At 67.2% G+C, this 18,739-nt stretch carries 15 protein-coding genes and 2 tRNA genes; 4 read left to right on the forward strand and 13 right to left on the reverse strand.

What is annotated here, in order from left to right:
* Nucleotides 1–14 precede the first annotated feature (14 nt).
* Genes ACP3TD_RS12315 through thiL form a run of 3 tightly spaced genes read right to left on the reverse strand, consistent with a single transcriptional unit; the run spans nucleotide 15 to nucleotide 4,321 of the window.
* Complete coding sequence (locus ACP3TD_RS12315) at nucleotides 15–2,288, reverse strand: ATP-dependent DNA helicase RecG (RefSeq protein WP_426763232.1); 2,274 nt, start codon at nucleotides 2,286–2,288, stop codon at nucleotides 15–17.
* Nucleotides 2,278–3,270: a DAK2 domain-containing protein gene (locus ACP3TD_RS12320; protein WP_426767224.1), complete on the reverse strand. Its 993-nt coding sequence runs from the start codon at nucleotides 3,268–3,270 to the stop codon at nucleotides 2,278–2,280. Before ACP3TD_RS12320 ends, ACP3TD_RS12315 begins: the two co-directional genes overlap by 11 nt.
* A 22-nt stretch (nucleotides 3,271–3,292) precedes the next feature.
* Nucleotides 3,293–4,321 carry a thiamine-phosphate kinase gene (gene thiL, locus ACP3TD_RS12325; RefSeq protein WP_426763234.1) on the reverse strand — a complete coding sequence of 343 codons (1,029 nt, stop codon included), beginning with the start codon at nucleotides 4,319–4,321 and terminating at the stop codon, nucleotides 3,293–3,295.
* Between the two features lie 147 nt (nucleotides 4,322–4,468).
* Here thiL and ACP3TD_RS12330 point away from each other — a divergent pair, with 147 nt between their 5' ends.
* On the forward strand, nucleotides 4,469–4,972 hold the full coding sequence (locus ACP3TD_RS12330; protein ID WP_426763235.1) for a DUF3515 domain-containing protein: 504 nt from the start codon (nucleotides 4,469–4,471) through the stop codon (nucleotides 4,970–4,972).
* 39 nt (nucleotides 4,973–5,011) lie between these two features.
* Here ACP3TD_RS12330 and ACP3TD_RS12335 read toward each other — a convergent pair whose 3' ends face one another.
* The 6 genes from ACP3TD_RS12335 to leuC form a co-directional block, all read right to left on the reverse strand.
* Nucleotides 5,012–6,160, reverse strand: coding sequence for a D-alanine--D-alanine ligase family protein (locus tag ACP3TD_RS12335; protein ID WP_426763237.1), 1,149 nt, complete (start codon nucleotides 6,158–6,160; stop codon nucleotides 5,012–5,014).
* A gap of 2 nt (nucleotides 6,161–6,162) precedes the next feature.
* A complete protein-coding gene (locus tag ACP3TD_RS12340) occupies nucleotides 6,163–7,209 on the reverse strand; it encodes an NAD(P)H-dependent glycerol-3-phosphate dehydrogenase (RefSeq protein ID WP_426763238.1) in 1,047 nt (348 codons plus the stop codon).
* The gene (locus ACP3TD_RS12345; protein ID WP_426763239.1) at nucleotides 7,206–7,979 is read right to left on the reverse strand and encodes a lysophospholipid acyltransferase family protein; all 774 of its coding nucleotides are present in this window, start codon (nucleotides 7,977–7,979) and stop codon (nucleotides 7,206–7,208) included. Before ACP3TD_RS12345 ends, ACP3TD_RS12340 begins: the two co-directional genes overlap by 4 nt.
* 9 nt (nucleotides 7,980–7,988) lie before the next feature.
* Entirely contained in the window at nucleotides 7,989–9,314 is a 1,326-nt protein-coding gene (gene murA / locus ACP3TD_RS12350; RefSeq protein ID WP_426763241.1) for a UDP-N-acetylglucosamine 1-carboxyvinyltransferase, read from the reverse strand.
* 159 nt (nucleotides 9,315–9,473) lie between these two features.
* Nucleotides 9,474–10,076: a 3-isopropylmalate dehydratase small subunit gene (gene leuD, locus ACP3TD_RS12355; protein WP_426763242.1), complete on the reverse strand. Its 603-nt coding sequence runs from the start codon at nucleotides 10,074–10,076 to the stop codon at nucleotides 9,474–9,476.
* 9 nt (nucleotides 10,077–10,085) lie between these two features.
* Nucleotides 10,086–11,540 carry a 3-isopropylmalate dehydratase large subunit gene (gene leuC, locus ACP3TD_RS12360; protein WP_426763243.1) on the reverse strand — a complete coding sequence of 485 codons (1,455 nt, stop codon included), beginning with the start codon at nucleotides 11,538–11,540 and terminating at the stop codon, nucleotides 10,086–10,088.
* A 113-nt stretch (nucleotides 11,541–11,653) separates the two neighbouring features.
* Here leuC and ACP3TD_RS12365 point away from each other — a divergent pair, with 113 nt between their 5' ends.
* On the forward strand, nucleotides 11,654–12,373 hold the full coding sequence (locus ACP3TD_RS12365; RefSeq protein ID WP_009356552.1) for an IclR family transcriptional regulator: 720 nt from the start codon (nucleotides 11,654–11,656) through the stop codon (nucleotides 12,371–12,373).
* A 55-nt stretch (nucleotides 12,374–12,428) separates the two neighbouring features.
* Nucleotides 12,429–12,989 carry a DUF1697 domain-containing protein gene (locus tag ACP3TD_RS12370; protein ID WP_426763244.1) on the forward strand — a complete coding sequence of 187 codons (561 nt, stop codon included), beginning with the start codon at nucleotides 12,429–12,431 and terminating at the stop codon, nucleotides 12,987–12,989.
* Between the two features lie 9 nt (nucleotides 12,990–12,998).
* Here the strand turns inward: ACP3TD_RS12370 and ACP3TD_RS12375 are convergent, their stop codons facing one another.
* The 4 genes from ACP3TD_RS12375 to ACP3TD_RS12390 form a co-directional block, all read right to left on the reverse strand.
* Entirely contained in the window at nucleotides 12,999–14,612 is a 1,614-nt protein-coding gene (locus ACP3TD_RS12375; protein WP_426763246.1) for a GTPase, read from the reverse strand.
* A complete protein-coding gene (locus ACP3TD_RS12380; protein WP_426763248.1) occupies nucleotides 14,609–16,384 on the reverse strand; it encodes a dynamin family protein in 1,776 nt (591 codons plus the stop codon). The genes ACP3TD_RS12375 and ACP3TD_RS12380 overlap by 4 nt, the downstream gene beginning before the upstream one ends.
* Before the next feature lie 320 nt (nucleotides 16,385–16,704).
* Nucleotides 16,705–16,780 (reverse strand) — tRNA-Glu (locus tag ACP3TD_RS12385).
* Nucleotides 16,781–16,907: 127 nt separating this feature from the next.
* A tRNA-Gln gene (locus ACP3TD_RS12390) sits at nucleotides 16,908–16,979 on the reverse strand.
* A 392-nt stretch (nucleotides 16,980–17,371) separates the two neighbouring features.
* Between ACP3TD_RS12390 and ACP3TD_RS12395 the strand changes: the two genes are divergently transcribed.
* Nucleotides 17,372–18,676, forward strand: a complete 1,305-nt coding sequence (locus ACP3TD_RS12395) for a hypothetical protein (protein WP_426763249.1) — start codon at nucleotides 17,372–17,374, stop codon at nucleotides 18,674–18,676.
* Nucleotides 18,677–18,739 lie beyond the last annotated feature (63 nt).

An 18,739-nucleotide genomic window follows, 5' to 3' on the forward strand; every position in this document is an offset into this window, starting at 1 on the left:
CGGCAGGATGCTTGCTAACCGCGTTCAAGGAACGCCTCCTTCTCAGGGTTGAGGTATCTGTCGATGGCATCCGCCAGCTCAGGGTGGGCAGCGAGGGACGGATCGCCCGTGACGATTTCCTGGGCGTCGGAACGCGCCTGGGCAATGATGTCTTCGTGCTCAAGGACGCGGAGGAGCCTGAGCGTGGACCGCCCACCGGACTGGGAGGCGCCCAGGATGTCGCCCTCCCGGCGCAGCTTGAGGTCCTCCTGGGACAGGACGAAACCGTCGGTTGTGGCCGCCACCGCCTCAAGCCGCCGCCGGCTGGGATGCCCGCGTTCCAGCGAGGTGACCAGGAGGCAGGTCCCCGGAAGCCCACCCCGGCCCACCCGTCCCCGAAGCTGGTGCAACTGGGAGATGCCGAACCGGTCGGCGTCCAGGATGACCATCATCGTTGCGTTATGGACGTCCACGCCCACCTCGATCACGGTGGTGGAAACGAGCAGTTTAACGGAGTTGGCCGCGAAGCCTGCCATGGTGGCCGACTTGAGGTCCGGGTCCTGGCGTCCATGCAGCGGGGCCACGGACACGCCGGCGATGGATGGTTCGTCCTGCAACTGCTCGACGACGGCTGTCACGGAGGCAAGTTCCCGCCCGTTCTCCTCGAGGTCTGCGGTGGCCGGCTCCGCTTCGCCCGGGCTGAAGTCGCCGTCGTCGTCGGTGCCGATCTTGGGACAGACAACGTAGACCTGGTGGCCGGCATCAATTTCCTCGCGGGCGCGGGCCCAGATCCGCCCGGCCCAGCCCGGGTTCTCTGCCAGGCCGACCAGATGGGTGGAAATGGGGGCACGGCCCTTGGGAAGTTCGTCCAGGGTGGAGGTTTCGAGGTCGCCAAATACGGTCATGGCCACGGTACGCGGGATGGGCGTAGCGGTCATCACCAACAGGTGCGGGGGCTTCCTGGCCTTGGCCCGCAGGGCATCGCGCTGCTCCACGCCAAAGCGGTGCTGCTCGTCCACTACGATCAGTCCCAGATCGTAGAAGGACACATTGTCACTCAACAATGCGTGGGTACCAATGACGATCCCCGCTGTCCCTGACGCGGCGTCCAGCATGGCCTGCCTGCGGGCCGCGGTAGGCATGGAACCCGTCAGCAGGGTGACCTGCACCGCTTCCCCGTCCGTGCCGCCAAATGCGCCGAGCAATCCATCCCTGGACAACGGGCCGAGGGTCCGGCGAATGGAGTCGAAGTGCTGGGCGGCGAGGACTTCCGTTGGAGCCAGCAGGGCGGCCTGGCCTCCGGCGTCCACCACCTGCAGCATGGCCCGCAGCGCCACGACAGTTTTGCCGGAACCCACTTCGCCCTGCAGCAAGCGGTTCATGGGGTGGTCAGCGGCGAGCCCGGCCGCCAGGGTTTTTCCGACGGCGGCCTGGCCGTCGGTGAGCGTGAAGGGAAGGTTGCGGTCGAATGCGGCCAGCAGGCCGTCCCGGACCGGTCGCCTGGCCGTCGCTTCCTCAGCGGCCAGCTGGGACCGCCGCCTGGCCAAGGCGGACTGCAGCACCAGCGCCTCCTGGTAGCGGAACCGGTGGCGTGCGCGTTGCCAGTCCGCGGCGGTTTCCGGCTCATGGATCAGCCGGTAAGCCTCCGCGAGCGGCAGGAATTCCTCCCGCGCGGTGACCGTCTCCGGAACGGGATCCGGAAGCGCGTCGAGGTCCACGGTTTCGAGCAGGGTGGCGATGACCTGCTGGATCTTCCAGCTGGGCAGCTTTGACGTGGCCGGGTACACGGGAATGGGCATGCCCGCGAGTTTCTCCGGGTCATCGCCGCCGGCCGTGAAGGGGTCCGAATCCAGTACCTGGAAATCGGGGTTGGTCAGGCCGAGGGACCCCTTGAAACTGGTGACCTTCCCCGAGAACAATGCCCGGCGGCCGGGCTGCAGTTCGCTCTTGGCCCGGAAAGCGTTGAAGAAACTGATTTTCAGGGTCCCGGGGACCTTGCCGTGGAAATCAGTACCGCCCACCAGCTTCAGGCCGTTGCGGCCGTCATCGTCCGAGATAACGACGTCGGTGATGGTTCCCTTGCGTGCCTGCATGGAACGGGTATTGCTCGAGAGTACGCGCGCGATGAGGGTTACTTCTTCGTCACGCGGCAGTTCGCTGATGGGCGTCAGTTCACCACGCGCCATGTACCGCCGCGGAAAATAGTTAAGCAGGCCCTCAACCGTGCTGATGTTGAGGTGTTTTTCGATGACCCCCGCTGAACGCTTGCCGATGCGGCGTTCGAGGGCGAGGCCGGGCTCAGCGTTCATGCCCACCGGAGTCCGCTGCCTCCTGGAGCGCCTGGCTCCGGCGGCCGGACGTGTCAGACAGGGCGCTGATGGACATGTCCGTGGGCGTACCGAGGGTGCGGATCAGTTCCACGGCCGGGCCCTGCGTGGGGACGTGCACGTGGACACGCCACCGGTAGGTGCCATCGCCGGCTTCCCCACCGCCCAACTGGCTCATGATGACCGAGTCGCCCAGCTCGTCCAGGTGCTGACGGAGCGTGGCTGCGTCCAGGGGCGAAAGGCTGATGGTGCACATGACCTCCACGCCTTCGTCCACCGGCATGCTGGAGTGGATGTGGGGGTCCTGGACGCTGTAGCCGTGAAGGTCATCGAGCAGCGTACCCTGCAGCTCCTCCCCCAGCACCACGGAACGGAGGCAGTCCAGGATAAGCAGCAGCCCCACGCCACCGGCATCCACCACCTTGGCTGCCTGCAGGGCATCGAGCTGGTCCTCCGTGGAGACGACGGCTGCCAATGCCGCGGCCACCGCGGCGTCCAGCGTCACTCCGAGGGCGTGGTTACTGTCGTCTCCGGGGTGGAGGGCATCGATCTCTCCGGCCGCCAGGGACGCGGCTTCCATCACAGAAAGCATGGTCCCGGGCACGGGATCGCTCAAAGCGGTCCAGGCGCGGATCTGGGCCCGGTGCAGGGCTGTCGCCAGCAGTGCCGAACTGAGGCGCTGCTGGCCCGCGAGGGGTTCCGCCGCCGCGCAGAGGAAGACGGAGAACAGCGTCCCGGAGTTGCCCCGGGCTTTTTCCAGGGCTGCCTGGCCCGCGTGGGTAAGGACGGCGCCGACGTCCGTGACTGTCGGGTCCAGCGCGTCCAGGGCATCGGAGGCGGCCCGGACCGTGAGGTAGAGGTTGGTACCGGTGTCGCCGTCCGCGACAGGGAAGATGTTGATGGCGTTGAGGCGGTCACTGTGGTTGCCCAGCGCGGTTTCCGCTTTGTTGAGCCACCGCCTCATGGCCTGGGCATTGGCGGCGATCTTAGTCTGCAAAGTGGTCCCATCCCCCGGTGTCCGCGGCCCGGCCCGCAATCGTCACGCGCGGACCTTCGTCGATTCCCAGTGCTTGTACCGAGCCTATCGCAGTGAATCCGGGAGGAAGCTGAACGTCCGGCGGGAAGGTGGCGAGCAATCCGTGGTCCTCGCCCCCACCCAGCAACCACGCCCCGGCATCCGTCTGCAGCAGGTCCGCCGCAGGTTCCAGGGCAGCGGCCAGCAGGTCCAGGCTGTCAGGATCAAGGTCTACGGAGACGCTGCTGGCCAGTGCGATCCGGTTTCCATCCCGCAGCAGGCCATCCGAGACGTCCAGCATTGCGGTGGCACCTGCCGCCCGTGCCGCAGGCCCGGCGCCGAGCGGCGGCACGGGACGGCATTGGAGGTCCACGAGGTTGCGCTGCTGCGGATCCAGCCGTCCTACCTGGACCGGGGACTCCAGGAGGGCCAGGCCTGCAGCGGCGCGGCCCGCCGTACCTGCCAGGGCAAGGACGTCCCCCGGCCTGGCGCCCGAGCGGAGGACCGGCTGCCCGCCGTCGAGCGTGCCGAGCACTGCCACGGTCACGGATATTTCCCGGCCCCGGCCAAGGTCACCGCCCGCCACCGAACAGCCTGACGCTCCCAGTTCCCGGATCCCGGCGGTGAGGCCGTCGGCCAGCTGCTCCACCCAGGCCACAGGAGTGTCCGGCGGCAACGTGAGGCTTACCACCATGGAGGTGGCCCGGGCACCCATGGCGTTGATGTCGCTGAGGTTCTGGGCCGCAGCCTTCCAACCGACGTCAAATCCTGTGGTGCAGTATCCGTTGGGCCAGGTGAGGCGGAAGTCCTGGTCCTGCACCTGGGTGTCGATGCTGATGACCGTCCGGGCGTCAGGCGCGCTGACGATGGCGGCGTCGTCGCCGGGGCCGAGGAGGGTGGCGGCGGAATGCCCTGCGTCCATCGCCAGGCGGGGGAAGATCCGTGCCAGCAGCTCGGCCTCGGAGAGGGCGGCAACCACCGGAGAATCTGCTTCAGTCATAGGCTTTTCAGGCACCCTACTACGCTACAGCGCGGCACCGACATTCCCGGCAGGGCAGGTGGCGACCGGAGCTTGGGAGAGCTGGCGGCTGTTCGGATGGGGTACGGCGATGTCTGGAACACTCCGTTCCGGCGATAGGCTTGGACCATGCCCCGCCGCCACCTGTCCCTGCCCCGCCGTGCTGCCCGGACGGTGCTCATTGGGGCCATGGTTGCCCTTCCGCTGGCGGGCTGTTCTCCCGCCGTCGACGTTACCCCCGCCCAGGACGCCGCCAACCCCGCCTGCGCGCCGATGATGGTGGCCCTCCCGGACACCATTGGTGAGGCAAAGCTGCGGCAGACCAACAGCCAGGCCACCGCGGCGTGGGGCGATCCCTCGCTGGTGATCCTGCGCTGCGGCGTGAATGTTCCTGGCCCCACCACGGACCGCTGCGTCACGGTCAACGGCATTGACTGGGTCATCAAAGAGGGTGATCCGGTGTGGACGCTCACCACCTATGGCCGCGAACCCGCCACCGAAATCCTGATGGATCCAGACAAGATCAGCTCCGCTACGGTGCTGGCCGACCTCGCCACGGCCGCAGGCAAGGTGCCGGCCGGCCGCAACTGTGTGGGCCAGCAGGAACTGCAGGACCTGCCCCAGAGCCGGTAGGCAGGCTTCTGCACGCCCAGCCTCCGGTGAAAGCGCAGGTCAGCGCAGTCCTGTCTTCCTGTTCAGGGCCAGGTGGATCAGCTCGTCGATCAGATCGGCATAGCCGAGCCCGGACGCAGCCCACATCTGCGGGTACATGCTCTTGGGCGTGAACCCGGGCATGGTGTTGATCTCGTTGATGATCAGGTCGCCGTCAGGCGTGTAGAAGAAGTCAACGCGGCTCAGGCCTTCGGCACCGACAGCATCGAACGCTGCGGCGGCGAGGTCGCGGACCCTGGCGATGGCTTCATCGGGAATGTCTGCCGGGCAGCTCAGCGAAGCGGCGTCGTCCTCGACGTACTTGGCGTTGAAGTCGTAGAACTCGTGGCCGCCCCCGGCGACGGAAATCTCGCCGGGCATGGAGGTCCGGGGCGCATCGGTTCCACGGCCTTCCAGCACGGCACACTCGATTTCCCGGCCGACGATGCCGGCCTCGATGACCAGTTTGAGGTCGTGCCGGCGCGCTTCCTCGATGGCTGTATCCAGCCCTTCGATCGAGTCGACTTTGGAGATGCCCATGGAGGAACCTGCCCGTGCAGGCTTGACGAACACGGGGAAGCCCAGCCGGTCGACCTGCTTTCGGACAGCCTCGGGGTCCTTCTGCCATTGCCTGTCGGTAACGGCGACATAGGGCCCAACATGAAGGCCGGCTGATTCGAAGACAACCTTCATGAAGTGCTTGTCCATGCCCACGGCGGAAGCCAGGACCCCGGCGCCGACGTAGCGGGTATCCGAGAGTTCCAGGAGCCCCTGGATGGTTCCGTCTTCACCAAAGGGCCCGTGAAGGAGGGGAAAGACCACGTCCACAGTGCCCAGTTCCTGCGGAACCTCGTTGGGGGCAGCGACGATCAGCTGGTGCTCCCCGCCGATCTCAGCCAGTGTGACGGTCTGGTCGGACGGTGCCACCTCAGGCAGCGCCGCGCCGGCAAGGGACCACTGGGCGGTATCATCGCCGGCCAGTACCCACTGGCCCGATTTGGCGATCCCGATGGGGATGACCTCGTACTTGTCCTTGTTGATGGCGCCGAGTACTCCGGCGGCGGTGACGCAGCTGACAGCGTGCTCGCTGGACCGGCCGCCGAACAGGACCGCTACCCGCGGTTTGGGACGCCCAGCCGGCTCCCCTGACGTCAGGTTGTTGTGGGACATCGTCAGTCATCACCTTCAGGTTTCAATTCCCGGGACAGCAGGACGGGTCCCAGTTGGTCAACGGACAGCTTTCCGGCAAGCACGGCCACAACGGCAGCGGTGATGGGCATTTCCACGCCCAGCTTGCCCGCCAGTTCATGCACGGCCTGGCCGGATTTGATGCCTTCGGCGGTCTGGGTCATCTTCTGGCCCACCTCCTCCAGCGTGAGGCCCTGGCCCAGCAGCCTTCCCGCGGTGTGGTTCCGGGACAGCGGCGATGAGCAAGTGGCCACGAGGTCGCCCAGGCCGGCCAGCCCGGCCATGGTCTTGGCTTCACCGCCGAGGGCCAAGGCGAGGCGTGACGTCTCGGCGAGGCCGCGGGTGATGACGGAGGCCTTGGTGTTGTCCCCCATCTCCTTGCCTTCGCAGATTCCGACGGCCAGCGCAATGACGTTCTTGACGATCCCGCCGATCTCCACGCCCACCACGTCAGATGTGGTGTAAGGGCGGAAATAGGGGGCCGTGCAGCTGCGCGCCAGCCAGCCGGCGACGGCGGAATCGGCGCAGGCAACCACCGAGGCGGTGGGCTCCTCCCGCGCAATTTCCATGGCCAGGTTGGGACCGGATACGACGGCGATCCTGCCGGCCTCGAGGCCGAGTTCCTCGCTGATGACCTGGCTCATGCGCGCGTCGGTGCCGAGCTCGAGGCCCTTCATGAGCGAGACCACCACAGCCTCGGGGGCGATGAGGTGGCGCCACTCCCGCAGCTGCGGCCGCAACGACTGGGCGGGGACGGCAAGGACCACAAGGTCAGCCCCTCGGAGCACGTCCGCGACGTCGGTGGACGCCGTGATGCTGGCCGGCAGCGGCACGTCCTTGAGGTACTGGTGGTTGCGGTGGCTGTTGTTGACCTGCTCAACCACCTCACCCCGGCGGCCCCATAGCCTGATCTCTCGCGGGGTACCGGCCGCCGTAGCGGCGTCGGCCAGGATCTTGGCGAACGTTGTTCCCCAGGAACCGGCGCCCAGGACGGCGACGGAGCGGGCTGAACCCGCCAGGTTCAGGGTCACTGCTCGTCCGGTCCGTTACCGGGGAGCTGGCCGCCGCGCTCCATGAAACGACCGTGCTTTGACTGCTGCTTCCTTGCCGGATCCCAGCGCTCGGCGGGCGGCTTCTCACCCCTCAGGCCGGCGAGAAGGCCGGTGATGGAATCCATGATGGCTTCGGTGGCTTCCGTCAGCGTGGCCTTGTCCAACGGCCGGCCGGCGAAGGCGCTCAGGTCCACCGGGTCACCGATGACGACCCTTGAAGTCTTGCGGGGGAAGATGTGGAACCTCTTGCCGTAGCGCGGAAACACCTCGTGCGCTCCCCAGTGGGCGATCGGGACCACCGGGATGCCGCCTTCGAGTGCGAGCCTGGCTGCTCCCGTGTGGCCCTTCATCGGCCACAGGTCCGGGTCGCGGGTGAGGGTGCCTTCCGGGTAGATGATGATGGCGCCGCCTTCCGCCACGATCTCCTGGGCCACCTGCAGCGACCGGTTCGCTCCCGCCGTCGAACGTTCCACCGGGACCTGCTTGGTGGCGTGCAGGAGCCAGCCGAGTGCGGGAACCTTGAACAGGCCAGCCTTGGCGAGGAAATGCGGCGCCCGCTTCTGGTTGTAAAGCATGTGCCCCACCACCAGCGGATCGATCTCCGTGCAGTGGTTGGGCGCGGCGATGAACCCACCGGCGGGAAGCTTTTCAATACCTTCCCATTTCTTGCTCATCATCATGTTCAACAGCGGCCGGGCAATGCCGGCGATGAACACGAATGTGGCCCTGCTCTTGGCAGATTCCTTCACGGCAGCCCGCTACTTCGTGGCAGTGATGTCGAAATCGGCACCCAGCCCGGCCAGCTTCTCAGTGAAGCGCTCGTAGCCACGGTTGATGATGTCGATGCCTGTCACCCGCGAGACGCCGGTGGCGGCCAATGCGGCAATGAGGTGGCTGAACCCGCCGCGCAGGTCCGGCACGTCAATGTCGGTGCCCTTGAGCTGGGTTGGCCCGGAGATGACTGCCGAGTGCAGGAAGTTGCGCTGCCCGAACCTGCAGGGCACGCTGCCCAGGCATTCGCGGTGCACCTGGATGCTGGCACCCATCCTGATGAGCGCGTCGGTAAAGCCGAAGCGGTTCTCGTAGACCGTTTCGTGGACGATCGAGACGCCCTCGGCCTGGGTCAGCGCCACCACCAGCGGCTGCTGCCAGTCGGTCATGAATCCGGGGTGTACGTCGGTCTCGAGCACCAGCGGGTTGAGCTTCCCGCCGGGGTGGTAGAAACGGATGCCGTCCTCGCCGATGTCCATCCCGCCGCCCACCTTGCGGTAGGTGTTCAGGAAGGTCATCATGTCCCGCTGGGAAGCACCCTCGACGAAGATGTCGCCGCGCGTGACCAGGGCAGCGGACGCCCAGGACGCCGACTCATTGCGGTCGGAGAGGGCACGGTGGTTGTAGCCGCCGAGGTCGCGGACGCCCTCGATGCGGATGGTGCGGTCGGTCTGGACGCTGATGATCGCGCCCATCTTCTGCAGCACGGCGATGAGGTCGATGATCTCCGGCTCCGTGGCGGCACCGGTAAGTTCGGTGATGCCCTCGGCGCGGGTGGCGCTGAGCAGGACCTGCTCGGTGGCGCCCACCGACGGGTACGGCAGTGAGATCTTGGCGCCGTGCAGGCCCTTGGGGGCGGAGATATGGATCCCGCCCGGGCGCTTCTCCACCACGGCGCCGAACTGGCGGAGCACGTCCAGGTGGTAGTCGATGGGGCGGTCGCCGATCTTGCAGCCGCCAAGGTCCGGGATGAAGGCTTCGCCAATGGCGTGGATCAGGGGGCCGCACAGCAAAATGGGGATCCTGGAATCCCCGGCGTGGGCATCGATGGCCGTGCTGGACGCCGTCTTTGCTGCCTTCGGATCAAGGGTGAGGTCCCCGCTGACCGGGTCCTTCTCCACCGTCACGCCGTGGAGCTGCAGGAGGGAGGTGACAACCTCCACATCCTTGATCTCCGGAACGTTCCGCAACACCGACGGTTCGTTGCCCAGCAACGCCGCCACCATTGCCTTGGGGACAAGGTTCTTAGCCCCCCGGACGGTGACGCGGCCAGTAAGCGGGACTCCGCCGCGGATTGTCAGAACACTACTCATATACCGGTTTCCTTACGATTACTCGCCCCCAAATCCTTGCAAAGGCTCCACCCAAGCATAGGAGGTCGCGTTACCGAACCGAAATAAGCAGGCTCCTTGGCCGGGGCGTGGCGGCGAAGTACGGCGCCCCGCACAGGGCCAAGGGGCAGGGCCCCGGCGCTAGGAAACCTTGGCAGGAAGGGTCTTGGGCTTGAACGAGGGCCGGGTGGCTTCGTAGGCCGTGATATCGGACTCATGCTGCAGGGTGAGCCCGATGTCGTCCAAGCCTTCGAGCAGGCGCCAGCGCGTGTAGTCGTCAATCTCGAAGGGGGCCACGATGTTGCCGCACACTACTGTCTTCGACTCCAGGTCAACGGTCACCTGGGTTCCCGGCGCGTTTTCCAGTTCCTTCCAGATCAACTCGATGTCGTCCTGGGCCACTTGGGCGGCCAGCAGTCCCTGCTTGCCCGAGTTGCCGCGGAAGATGTCGGCGAACCGGGAGGAGAGCACCGCCTTGAAGCCGTAGTCCTTCAGTGCCCACACCGCGTGTTCGCGGGAGGAACCGGTGCCGAAGTCGGGCCCGGCCACCAGGACGGAGCCGGCGTTAAAGGGCTCCTGGTTGAGGATGAAGGAGGAGTCCTTGCGCCAGGCTGAGAACAGGGCGTCCTCGAAGCCGGTGCGGGTGATGCGTTTGAGGTACACCGCGGGGATGATCTGGTCCGTGTCGACGTTGCTCTGGCGCAGCGGGACGCCGATGCCGGTGTGCTTGGTGAACTTTTCCATGGTTGCGTCCTAGGCTGCGTCGGTGCGGATGGCGGCGGATTCGGGGGCAGGATCAAGGTCCGACGGCGAGCTGAGCGTGCCGCGGACGGCCGTGGCCGCTGCCACCACCGGGGACACCAGGTGGGTGCGGCCGCCCTTGCCCTGGCGGCCCTCGAAGTTGCGGTTCGAGGTAGAGGCGCAGCGCTCCCCCGGTTCCAGCTGGTCCGGGTTCATGCCCAGGCACATGGAGCAGCCGGCGAAGCGCCATTCGGCACCGAAGTCCTTGAACACCCGGTCCAGGCCTTCAGCCTCCGCTTCGAGGCGGACGCGGGCAGAGCCCGGCACCACGAGCATGCGGACCTTCGGGTCCTTTTCGCGGCCGCGGATGATGTCTGCGGCGGCCCGGAGGTCCTCGATACGGGAGTTGGTGCAGGAACCGAGGAACACGGTGTCCACCCGGATGTCCTTCATCGGCGTGCCGGCTTCCAGCCCCATGTACTGCAGGGCTCGTTCAGCGGCGGCCTTGGCGTTTTCGTCGCCGAAGTCCTCGGGGGACGGAACGGCCTGGGACAGGGACACGCCCTGGCCGGGGTTGGTGCCCCAGGTGACGAACGGCTCCAGCGTGTCGGCGTCCAGGTCCACTTCGACGTCGAAGGTGGCGTCGTCGTCGGTCTTCAGCGTGTTCCAGTACTCGACGGCGGCATCCCAGTCAGCGCCTTCGGGGGCGTGCGGGCGGCCCAGCATGTAGGCGTAGGTGGTCTCGTCCGGCGCCACCATGCCGGCGCGGGCGCCGGCTTCGATGGACATGTTGCAGATGGTCATGCGGGCATCCATGGACAGGGCACGGATGGCGGATCCGCGGTATTCCAGGACGTAGCCCTGGCCGCCGCCGGTACCGATCTTGGCGATGACCGCCAGGATGATGTCCTTGGCCGTGACGCCGGGGCGCAGCGTGCCCTCAACGTTGATGGCCATGGTCTTGAACGGCTTCAGGGACAGGGTCTGGGTGGCCATGACGTGCTCCACCTCGGACGTGCCGATGCCCATGGCCAGCGCTCCGAAGGCGCCGTGCGTGGAGGTGTGCGAGTCGCCGCAGACCACCGTCATGCCGGGCTGGGTGAGGCCCAACTGCGGACCCACCACGTGGACGATGCCCTGTTCGGCGTCACCGAGGCTGTGCAGGCGGACGCCGAACTCGGCGCAGTTGTTGCGCAGCGTCTGGATCTGGGTCCGGCTGGTGAGGTCGGCGATAGGCTTGTCGATGTCCAGCGTGGGAGTGTTGTGGTCCTCCGTGGCGATGGTCAGGTCCGGGCGGCGCAGCGGGCGCCCTGCCAGGCGCAGGCCCTCGAAGGCCTGCGGGGACGTGACCTCGTGAACCAGGTGAAGGTCGATGAAGAGAAGGTCGGGCTGGGCGTTGGCACCTGCGCCGTCGCCTTTGCGCACCACGTGCGCGTCCCAGACTTTCTCGGCCAATGTCTTTGCCATGGCCATCTCCCTTCACTGCTGTTTGGCTGAATGCTTCAACTGAAGCAGGACGGCTCTGCCCTGCGCCAGCCGAAAGATTTGCATCTCAGATAATGAGACGGCAATATCATTACATGGACAATTCTAGTGGAGTCGGCGTCATTGATAAAGCAGCACAGGTGCTTGACGCGCTCGAAGCCGGCCCCACCACGCTGGCACAGCTCGTAGCGGCCACCGGACTGGCCCGTCCCACTGTCCACCGCCTCGCACTCGCGCTGGTCCACCACCGGCTGGTAAGCCGCGACATCCAGGGCAGGTTCGTGCTTGGCAGCCGGCTGGTTGAACTGGCATCGGCCGCCGGCGAGGACCGCCTCATCGCTTCTGCCGGCCCCGTCCTGATGCAGCTTCGCGACGCCACGGGCGAGAGCGCCCAGATCTTCCGCCGCCAGGGCGACTGGCGGGTCTGCGTGGCATCGGCCGAGCGCCCCATTGGCCTGCGCGACACCATTCCCGTCGGCACCCAGCTGTCCATGAAGGCCGGTTCCGCAGCCCAGGTCCTGCTTGCCTGGGAAGACCACGACCGCCTGCTTGAGGGCCTGCAGTCAGCCCGCTTCACGCCCACCGTCCTGGCAGGCGTACGACGGCGGGGCTGGGGCCAGAGCCTTGGCGAACGCGAGCCGGGGGTCGCCTCGGTCTCGGCGCCGGTGCGCGGACCGTCCGGCCGCGTCATTGCGGCCGTATCGATCTCCGGCCCCATTGAGCGGCTTACCCGCCAGCCCGGCAGGTTGCATGCTGAAGTGGTCTGCAACGCCGGCCGCATCCTCACCGAAGCGCTGCGCAAGAACAACGACTGACCGACGTCGGGCCAAACCCGCACCAACCCACCCTCCGCCGGTTAGGCTGTGGCCCATGGGCAGCTACGCAGTATTTCTCCGCGGCATCAACGTGGGCGGCATCAACATCAAAATGGCGGACCTTCGGGACGCGCTGAACAGCAGCGGCTTCGCGGACGCCAAGACACTGCTGGCCAGTGGCAACGTGGTCCTTGCCAGCGGACTGGACGCTGCCGGCGTGAAGCGGGAGTGCGAGAAGGCCCTTCGCGCCGCTTTCGGCTACGAGGCCTGGGTGGTGGTCCTGCCGTCCGGCAGGGTGGCTGAGCTGGTGGCGGCATGCCCGTATCCGGAGGACGACAAGTCCACGCATTCGTACATCACGCTGTCCTCCGACCACGCAGTCCTGAACGAACTGGACGCTGCCGGCCAGGCCCTCGGGGACGTACACAGGCAACACCGGCTTGGCCCGGAAGCCCTCGCCTGGCTCGCACCGGCCGGCGGGACCCTGGACAGCCCCTTCAGCAAGATTTCATCGAAGGCCAAATTCAAGGCGGCGACCACTACCCGAAACCTGCGCACCATGATCAAGGTGCGGGATGCTGCTGCCGCTCTGGAAGCCGCCGGCGCCAACGGATGAGTCCCTCCCCTAGCCCGCCGCCACCTTCAATGCCGCGTTAAACGCCGCAAGCCTGCTGACCTCCACCTCAACCGGTTCCACCACGAGATTCCGGGCAACCCCGGCCACCGCCGCCTCCAGCTGTTTCCGTGCCCTTGATGCCCGTGCCGCGGCGGCTCCTGCGGCGATAAATCGGCCGGCCAGGGCCAGCACAATCCCCAGCACCACGCCGAAAGCGGCCATCAGGGTGGGCACCGGCCACCCTTCCACGCGTGGCGGCTCCGGCGCCGGCATCTGGAAATACTGCAGTGCCGCGAGGCCGCCCAGCCAGCCGAGGCCACCCAGGACGGTCAGCAGCGCCAGCCACTGGACCACGTTAAAGATGCCCCACCACCAGGATTTCCGGTTGGCCCCGAGGTCGGTCCCGGCAATGGCCTGGTCCAGGGCATCCGGAAGCCGCTCCCTGCCCTCCCGGGCTGCGCTGCGGATGGCGGCCCGCCAGGGGCCCGGCGCGCCGGCGCTGGCGGCGTCGGCAAACTCCCTGACGGCCGAGTCGGTGCGCGCCCGTTCAGGGGCACTGGCCGGCGGAAGCGACGTGCGGTTGAGTTCCGCCGGAGCGTCCCTGCGGAGGTTGAGCCTTCGCAGGGGGTCGGGCCGTAACCTCGAGAGCCATCGGGTGGCGGGCCAGCCTGTCCGCCGGACGGATTCGAGGCGGTAGGAACGGGCCACGGCACTGACAACCACCGGTACATTCGCTGCCGCCGCCAGCTCCGTACCCAGCCTGGCCGTCGCCTGGTTCCGGACGCCGGCGGCATCACCGTCCCCTGACGCCTCCCGCAGCTCCCTGGAAGCTTTCGCGACGTCGGCCTCCAGCCGCTGCGAGCGGGCCTTGCGCTGCACCACCACATTCCTGATCGCAGCACGGACGCCGTCCACGCCCTGGCCCGTCGACGCGGAAGCGGCAAGGACCTTTACTTTCCCGAGGCCCTCGGCGGCAAGGATCCCGCGGAGGGATTCCAGCACCAGCGGCACGTCATGGGCGGGGAGCCTGTCCACCTGGTTCAGGACCACCAGCGTGACGGCGCCGTGCGAGGCCAGCGGGGCGAGGAAATCCTGGTGGACCGCCGCGTCCGCGTACTTCTGCGGATCGAGCACCCAGACGAGCACATCCACCAGTCCCACCATGCGCTGCACCACCTCACGGTTGGCCGCCCGGGTGGAATCGAAATCCGGCAGGTCCAGCAGGATCAGGCCGGTGTCCTCTCCGGCAAAGCCTTCCACGGGAGCTGCGTGGTGGCGGTTGCGGACATCAAGCCAGTCCAGGAGCGGTCCGCTGCCGTCCACTCCCCAGACCCCCGCCAGCGGCTCCGATGTTGTGGGGCGGCGCGCCGCCGTCGTCGCGATGTCACTTCCGCTCACGGCATTGAACAGCGAGGACTTTCCGCTGCCGGTGGCACCGAAGAACCCCACCACGGTGTGTTCCGCTGACAGGGAGCGGCGCGATCCGGCGCGCTCCAGGATCTGGAAGACCTCCTCCAGCTGAGCGTCCGGAAGGACACCACCGGCCAGCTGCCGCGCATCGTTCAGCGCTTCCAGGCGCCGGTCCAGCCGTGATGAATCCCGGGCGCCGCTGTGCCGGCTCACGCGGTGCCCGCCAGCCGGGCCAGTGCGTCGGCCTGGCTGTCGAGTACGCCGGCTGCCATCGTGTCTGCGGCCGGGAGCCGGACCAGGAACCTTTGCTGTTCCTCCTCAAGCAGCCGCTCGCAGCGGGCAGCCAGGTCCGTGCGTGCCTTTTCGGCCATCCGGCGCACAGCGTCTTCACCGAACACGGCCTCGAGCAGGCGCTGGCCCACGACGGCGGTTCCCCCTGCCACTCCGACCTCCAGCCCGGTCAGGCCTGCTGTCATCGAGAAGACGACGATCATCAGTGCGGCACCCAGCCCGTTGATACCGAAGGAGAGCCACCGGGCCTGGGTCCGTTTTCCCTGGCCCTCCGTGCGGATAAGTTCCATCAGCGCCTCCTGCCAGGCGCGGATCTCCCGTGCTGCCCGGTCCGCCAAACCGGGACCGGTCCCCGAAAGGTCGTCTGTGCCCAGCAGTTGCCGGCCGGCCGGGTCGGACCGCCACCGGTGGTCGGTTTCCTCGGCGGCGTTAGCTGCCTCATCGACAATGACGGCCTGCAGGCCCGTTTCAATGGCTGCTTCGACCTTGATGGCGGGCGGCGGTTCACCCCGGAAGAAGGCACCCAACCGATCGCGGAAGCGGCCCACGTTCTGCTCGAGTGTCCTGAAGAACTCACCGGTACCCACAAAGTCCTGCCAGCGGGCCAGCACTTCCCCGCGGAGAAGTGCGCCGTCGCGCGTGGCGTCGAGGATCCTGCTGCCCGCGTCCCGGTACGCGGCACCGACGCCGGCCTCCAGCGCAGCGGCCGCGCGCTGCTGCTCTGCGGCGGATGCGGAGATCGCTGCAACCCGGCCGGCCAGTGCCCGGACCGCACCGTTGAGGGTGCGCCGGGCTACGTCGGCCCGGCCGGAGGCGTCGGCGGCCAGGCCGGAGAGCCAGTTCCGCAGCGGGAGGACAGCGCCGGCGGGCAGCATGCCCAGCGGATCCAGCGTGGACTCGGGGATGACAAAGAGCTGGGCGCCGGCCAGGCCCTCGCCGTCGAGGAGGCGCCGCAGGTCCTCACTGACTTCTTCTTCCGCGCCTGTCGGGACCCTGTCCAGGACCACCGCCACCATGATGTCCCTCGCGGCCGCATCCAGGAGCAGCCGCCAGGGGACGGCGTCGGCGTACCTGTTGGCGGTGGTGACGAAGATCCACAGGTCCGCGGCTGCGAGCAGCTGTCCGGCGAGCTTCCTGTTGTCATCGGAGATGGAATCGACGTCGGGGGCGTCGAGGAGCGCAATGCCCGCCGGAACGGCGTCATCGGCGAGCAGGACCAGCGAGGAGACGGCAGCAGCGTCCGGTCCCGTCACCGTCTGGGCTGCAGGGACAGGTCCGGCGGACAGGGCACCACGGATCCGGCCCAGGCCCGGCAGCACCCGGCTGCCCTCGAACCAGGCGGCTTCGGCAGGATGGTGCAGGAGGATCGGCTGGCGCGTGGTGGGACGGATGGCACCGGAGCGGGTGACGGGATGGCCGGCCAAGGCATTGACCAGGGTGGACTTACCGGCGCCGGTTGACCCGCCGACAACGGCAAGCAAAGGGGCGTCGAGGCTGCGGTAGCGGGGAAGGATGTAGTCGTCGAGCTGGGCCACACCGGCCGCGGCGTCACGCCGCCCCTGCTCCGCCCCCGGCAGGGCCAGGGGCAATGCCACCTTCGCCAGGGTGCCGCGGACCTGTTCAAGCAGGGACACGGCAGCCGTGTTCCGCTGCTCCTGCCGGTCCGCGTGGCGGTCCTCATTCGGTGAGCTCACAGCAACATCATGCCAGTTGAGGAAGTTGTCGTCGGCTATTACGCGCACGGCTCCACCGCAGGGCGGGACCCTCGACCCAACGCCACGAGGGCCAAGCCATGGGCGTAACGACTGCCAAGGATGCCGATGCGCCCCAGATTGGTACTCAGGACTCCCAGGACAACTCCGACCAGCGCTTAGCGGACAACTTCCCGGAAGTGCGTCCACAGTGGGCCGTTCCAGGAACCGGGGTCGCGCATCCCATGCTGGGAGGATGTTGCAGTTTTAGCGCAGCTTAAATAAAGAAATGGTCCCGGGCTTATTGCCCGGGACCATTTCAGTGGTGACCCCAGCGGGATTCGAACCCGCGTTACCGCCGTGAGAGGGCAGCGTACTAGGCCGCTATACGATGGGGCCAAGTAACTTTTTTGGCGTTTCCGCCGTTCAAGCTCAGTGATTGTTTCATACACTTTGCTTTAGTTTCAAATCGGCGAACCGGCTGAAACTGCCTGATGTGAAGATGGAAAACAAACTCACACCAGAGCTGGGATACCAGGACTCGAACCTAGAATGACGGTACCAGAAACCGTAGTGTTGCCAATTACACCATATCCCAATGGAACTTTCGGGCCCGGTCTGCAGGGCCTTTGCCCTGCTCCGTGCGCCTCAGCACGAGAAAATACTCTACCCGAGACTTTCGGCTCGCACAAATCGAGACGGCGGGACCTTCCACCGTGCCCACACTGCCCCGGAATTGACCACTTGCCCACCGACAAAACTTAAAGTTACTGTCGGGTAAGTTACTCATCGGTAACTAGATGCATGCCTTGCCAACCGGGCATCTCCGAAGAAGAACTGGAACCGTTCCAACTATCATGGTCTTCGCCGCCGGGCAGCGTCGCCCGGTGGCGGGTTAGGAAGTCAGCGTTGACAACCCGTACAGCAGCCATTGCGGCAGGCGGCCGCAAGAGACGGTCCCAATCCATCGCAATTTTCGCTTTATCCCTGTTGCTTGTTCTACTCCTTGCCTTCTACACCTATCTCACCGGCCAGATATCCGGTGGCGCCGCCCGGCTCAGTGATGGCGCCGCCAAGGCAGCGGCCGGTGCGGCCCAACTCAGGGACGGCTCTGGCCAGCTCGCCACCGGGGCCGGGGCGGCCAACTCGGGGGCCGTCCAGGTCAGGGACGGCTCAACAAAAGTCGAGGAGGGGACAAAGGCGCTGAACACCGGCGCCGTGGCCCTCCAGTCCGGGGCGGGCGCGATCTACTCCGGAGTCCGGGACAAACTCGCACCCGGAGCGGACAAACTGCATTCAGGCACCACCAAGCTCCAGAACGACGTGGTCAACAGGCTCGTTCCGGGTGTCTACCAGGTCGATGATGGCGCCAGGAAGCTTCAGGCAGGTGCCGTCGACCTCTCCACTGCTTTGACCCCCTCGCCGGCCGGGAACGCCCCGAACAACCTTGCCGACGGCGCCGGGCAATTGGCGGCAGGAACCGGCCGCCTCGCTGCGGGCGCAGGACAGCTGGACACCGGTGCGGGCACCCTCAACGCCGGCGCGGCGGCGCTGCGTGACGGCACAGCCCAGCTCAATGCGGGTGCCGGAACGCTCGACTCCGGGGCGGTTGCCCTCAGCGACGGCGCAGGCAGGCTCAAGGCCGGAACCAGCACCCTCACTGCGGGAGCGGACGAGCTGAATTCCGGTGCGGGCAGGCTCACGGCAGGCTTTGCCACCCTGGCACAGCGGCTCAACTCCACGGACCCGCGCAACCCGGGAGTGGTCCTGGGCACTTCCCTGCTGGCCGATGGAACGGCAAAGATCCGCACCGGCATGGACGGCGTGCCCGGGGACCCGGAGAGGCCGGGACTGATCTACGCCGCCAACACCCTCAATGACGGCACCGCCAAGCTCATGACAGGGATTAACGGCGACGGCGACCCGTCAAACCCCGGCCTCCTCGCAGGGGCGCAGGCCCTCTCCGACGGCACCGTCCAGCTGAGCGCCGGCGCAGGCAAGCTCCAAGCAGGCAGCAGCCAGCTGGCAGAGGGCACGGGAAAGCTCGCCGAGGGCAGCGGCAACCTGGACGACGGTTCGGGCAAGCTGGCGGAGGGCGCGGGCACCCTCGCTAACGGGAACTCACAGCTTGCGGCGGGCGCGGAAGAACTGCACGCGAAGGTGGCGGCAGTATCGCCGTCGTCGTGGCTGAACGGCCCTGCAACGGCGCTTCTGCTCGTCGGGCTGCTGCTGGCCGGCGGCGTCGCCGCCTTCCTCGTCCTGCGCCGCCGCGCTGCCCGTACGGGAACGGACTAAGCGATGAGGGACTCAGCCGTGGCGGACTGGGCGACGGCGGCCCAGCTGCACTGACGCGGCACT

It is taken from the genome of Pseudarthrobacter sp. 1G09 (genome assembly GCF_050038305.1).
GTDB lineage: Bacteria > Actinomycetota > Actinomycetes > Actinomycetales > Micrococcaceae > Arthrobacter > Arthrobacter equi.

Coding starts and splice junctions, on each gene's coding strand:
- ACP3TD_RS12315 (WP_426763232.1), bottom strand. CDS start 2,288: ATGAACGCTGAGCCCGGCCTCGCCCTCGAACGCCGCATCGGCAAGCGT.
- ACP3TD_RS12320 (WP_426767224.1), bottom strand. CDS start 3,270: ATGAGGCGGTGGCTCAACAAAGCGGAAACCGCGCTGGGCAACCACAGT.
- thiL (WP_426763234.1), bottom strand. CDS start 4,321: ATGACTGAAGCAGATTCTCCGGTGGTTGCCGCCCTCTCCGAGGCCGAG.
- ACP3TD_RS12330 (WP_426763235.1), top strand. CDS start 4,469: ATGCCCCGCCGCCACCTGTCCCTGCCCCGCCGTGCTGCCCGGACGGTG.
- ACP3TD_RS12335 (WP_426763237.1), bottom strand. CDS start 6,160: ATGTCCCACAACAACCTGACGTCAGGGGAGCCGGCTGGGCGTCCCAAA.
- murA (WP_426763241.1), bottom strand. CDS start 9,314: ATGAGTAGTGTTCTGACAATCCGCGGCGGAGTCCCGCTTACTGGCCGC.
- leuD (WP_426763242.1), bottom strand. CDS start 10,076: ATGGAAAAGTTCACCAAGCACACCGGCATCGGCGTCCCGCTGCGCCAG.
- leuC (WP_426763243.1), bottom strand. CDS start 11,540: ATGGCAAAGACATTGGCCGAGAAAGTCTGGGACGCGCACGTGGTGCGC.
- ACP3TD_RS12365 (WP_009356552.1), top strand. CDS start 11,654: ATGGACAATTCTAGTGGAGTCGGCGTCATTGATAAAGCAGCACAGGTG.
- ACP3TD_RS12370 (WP_426763244.1), top strand. CDS start 12,429: ATGGGCAGCTACGCAGTATTTCTCCGCGGCATCAACGTGGGCGGCATC.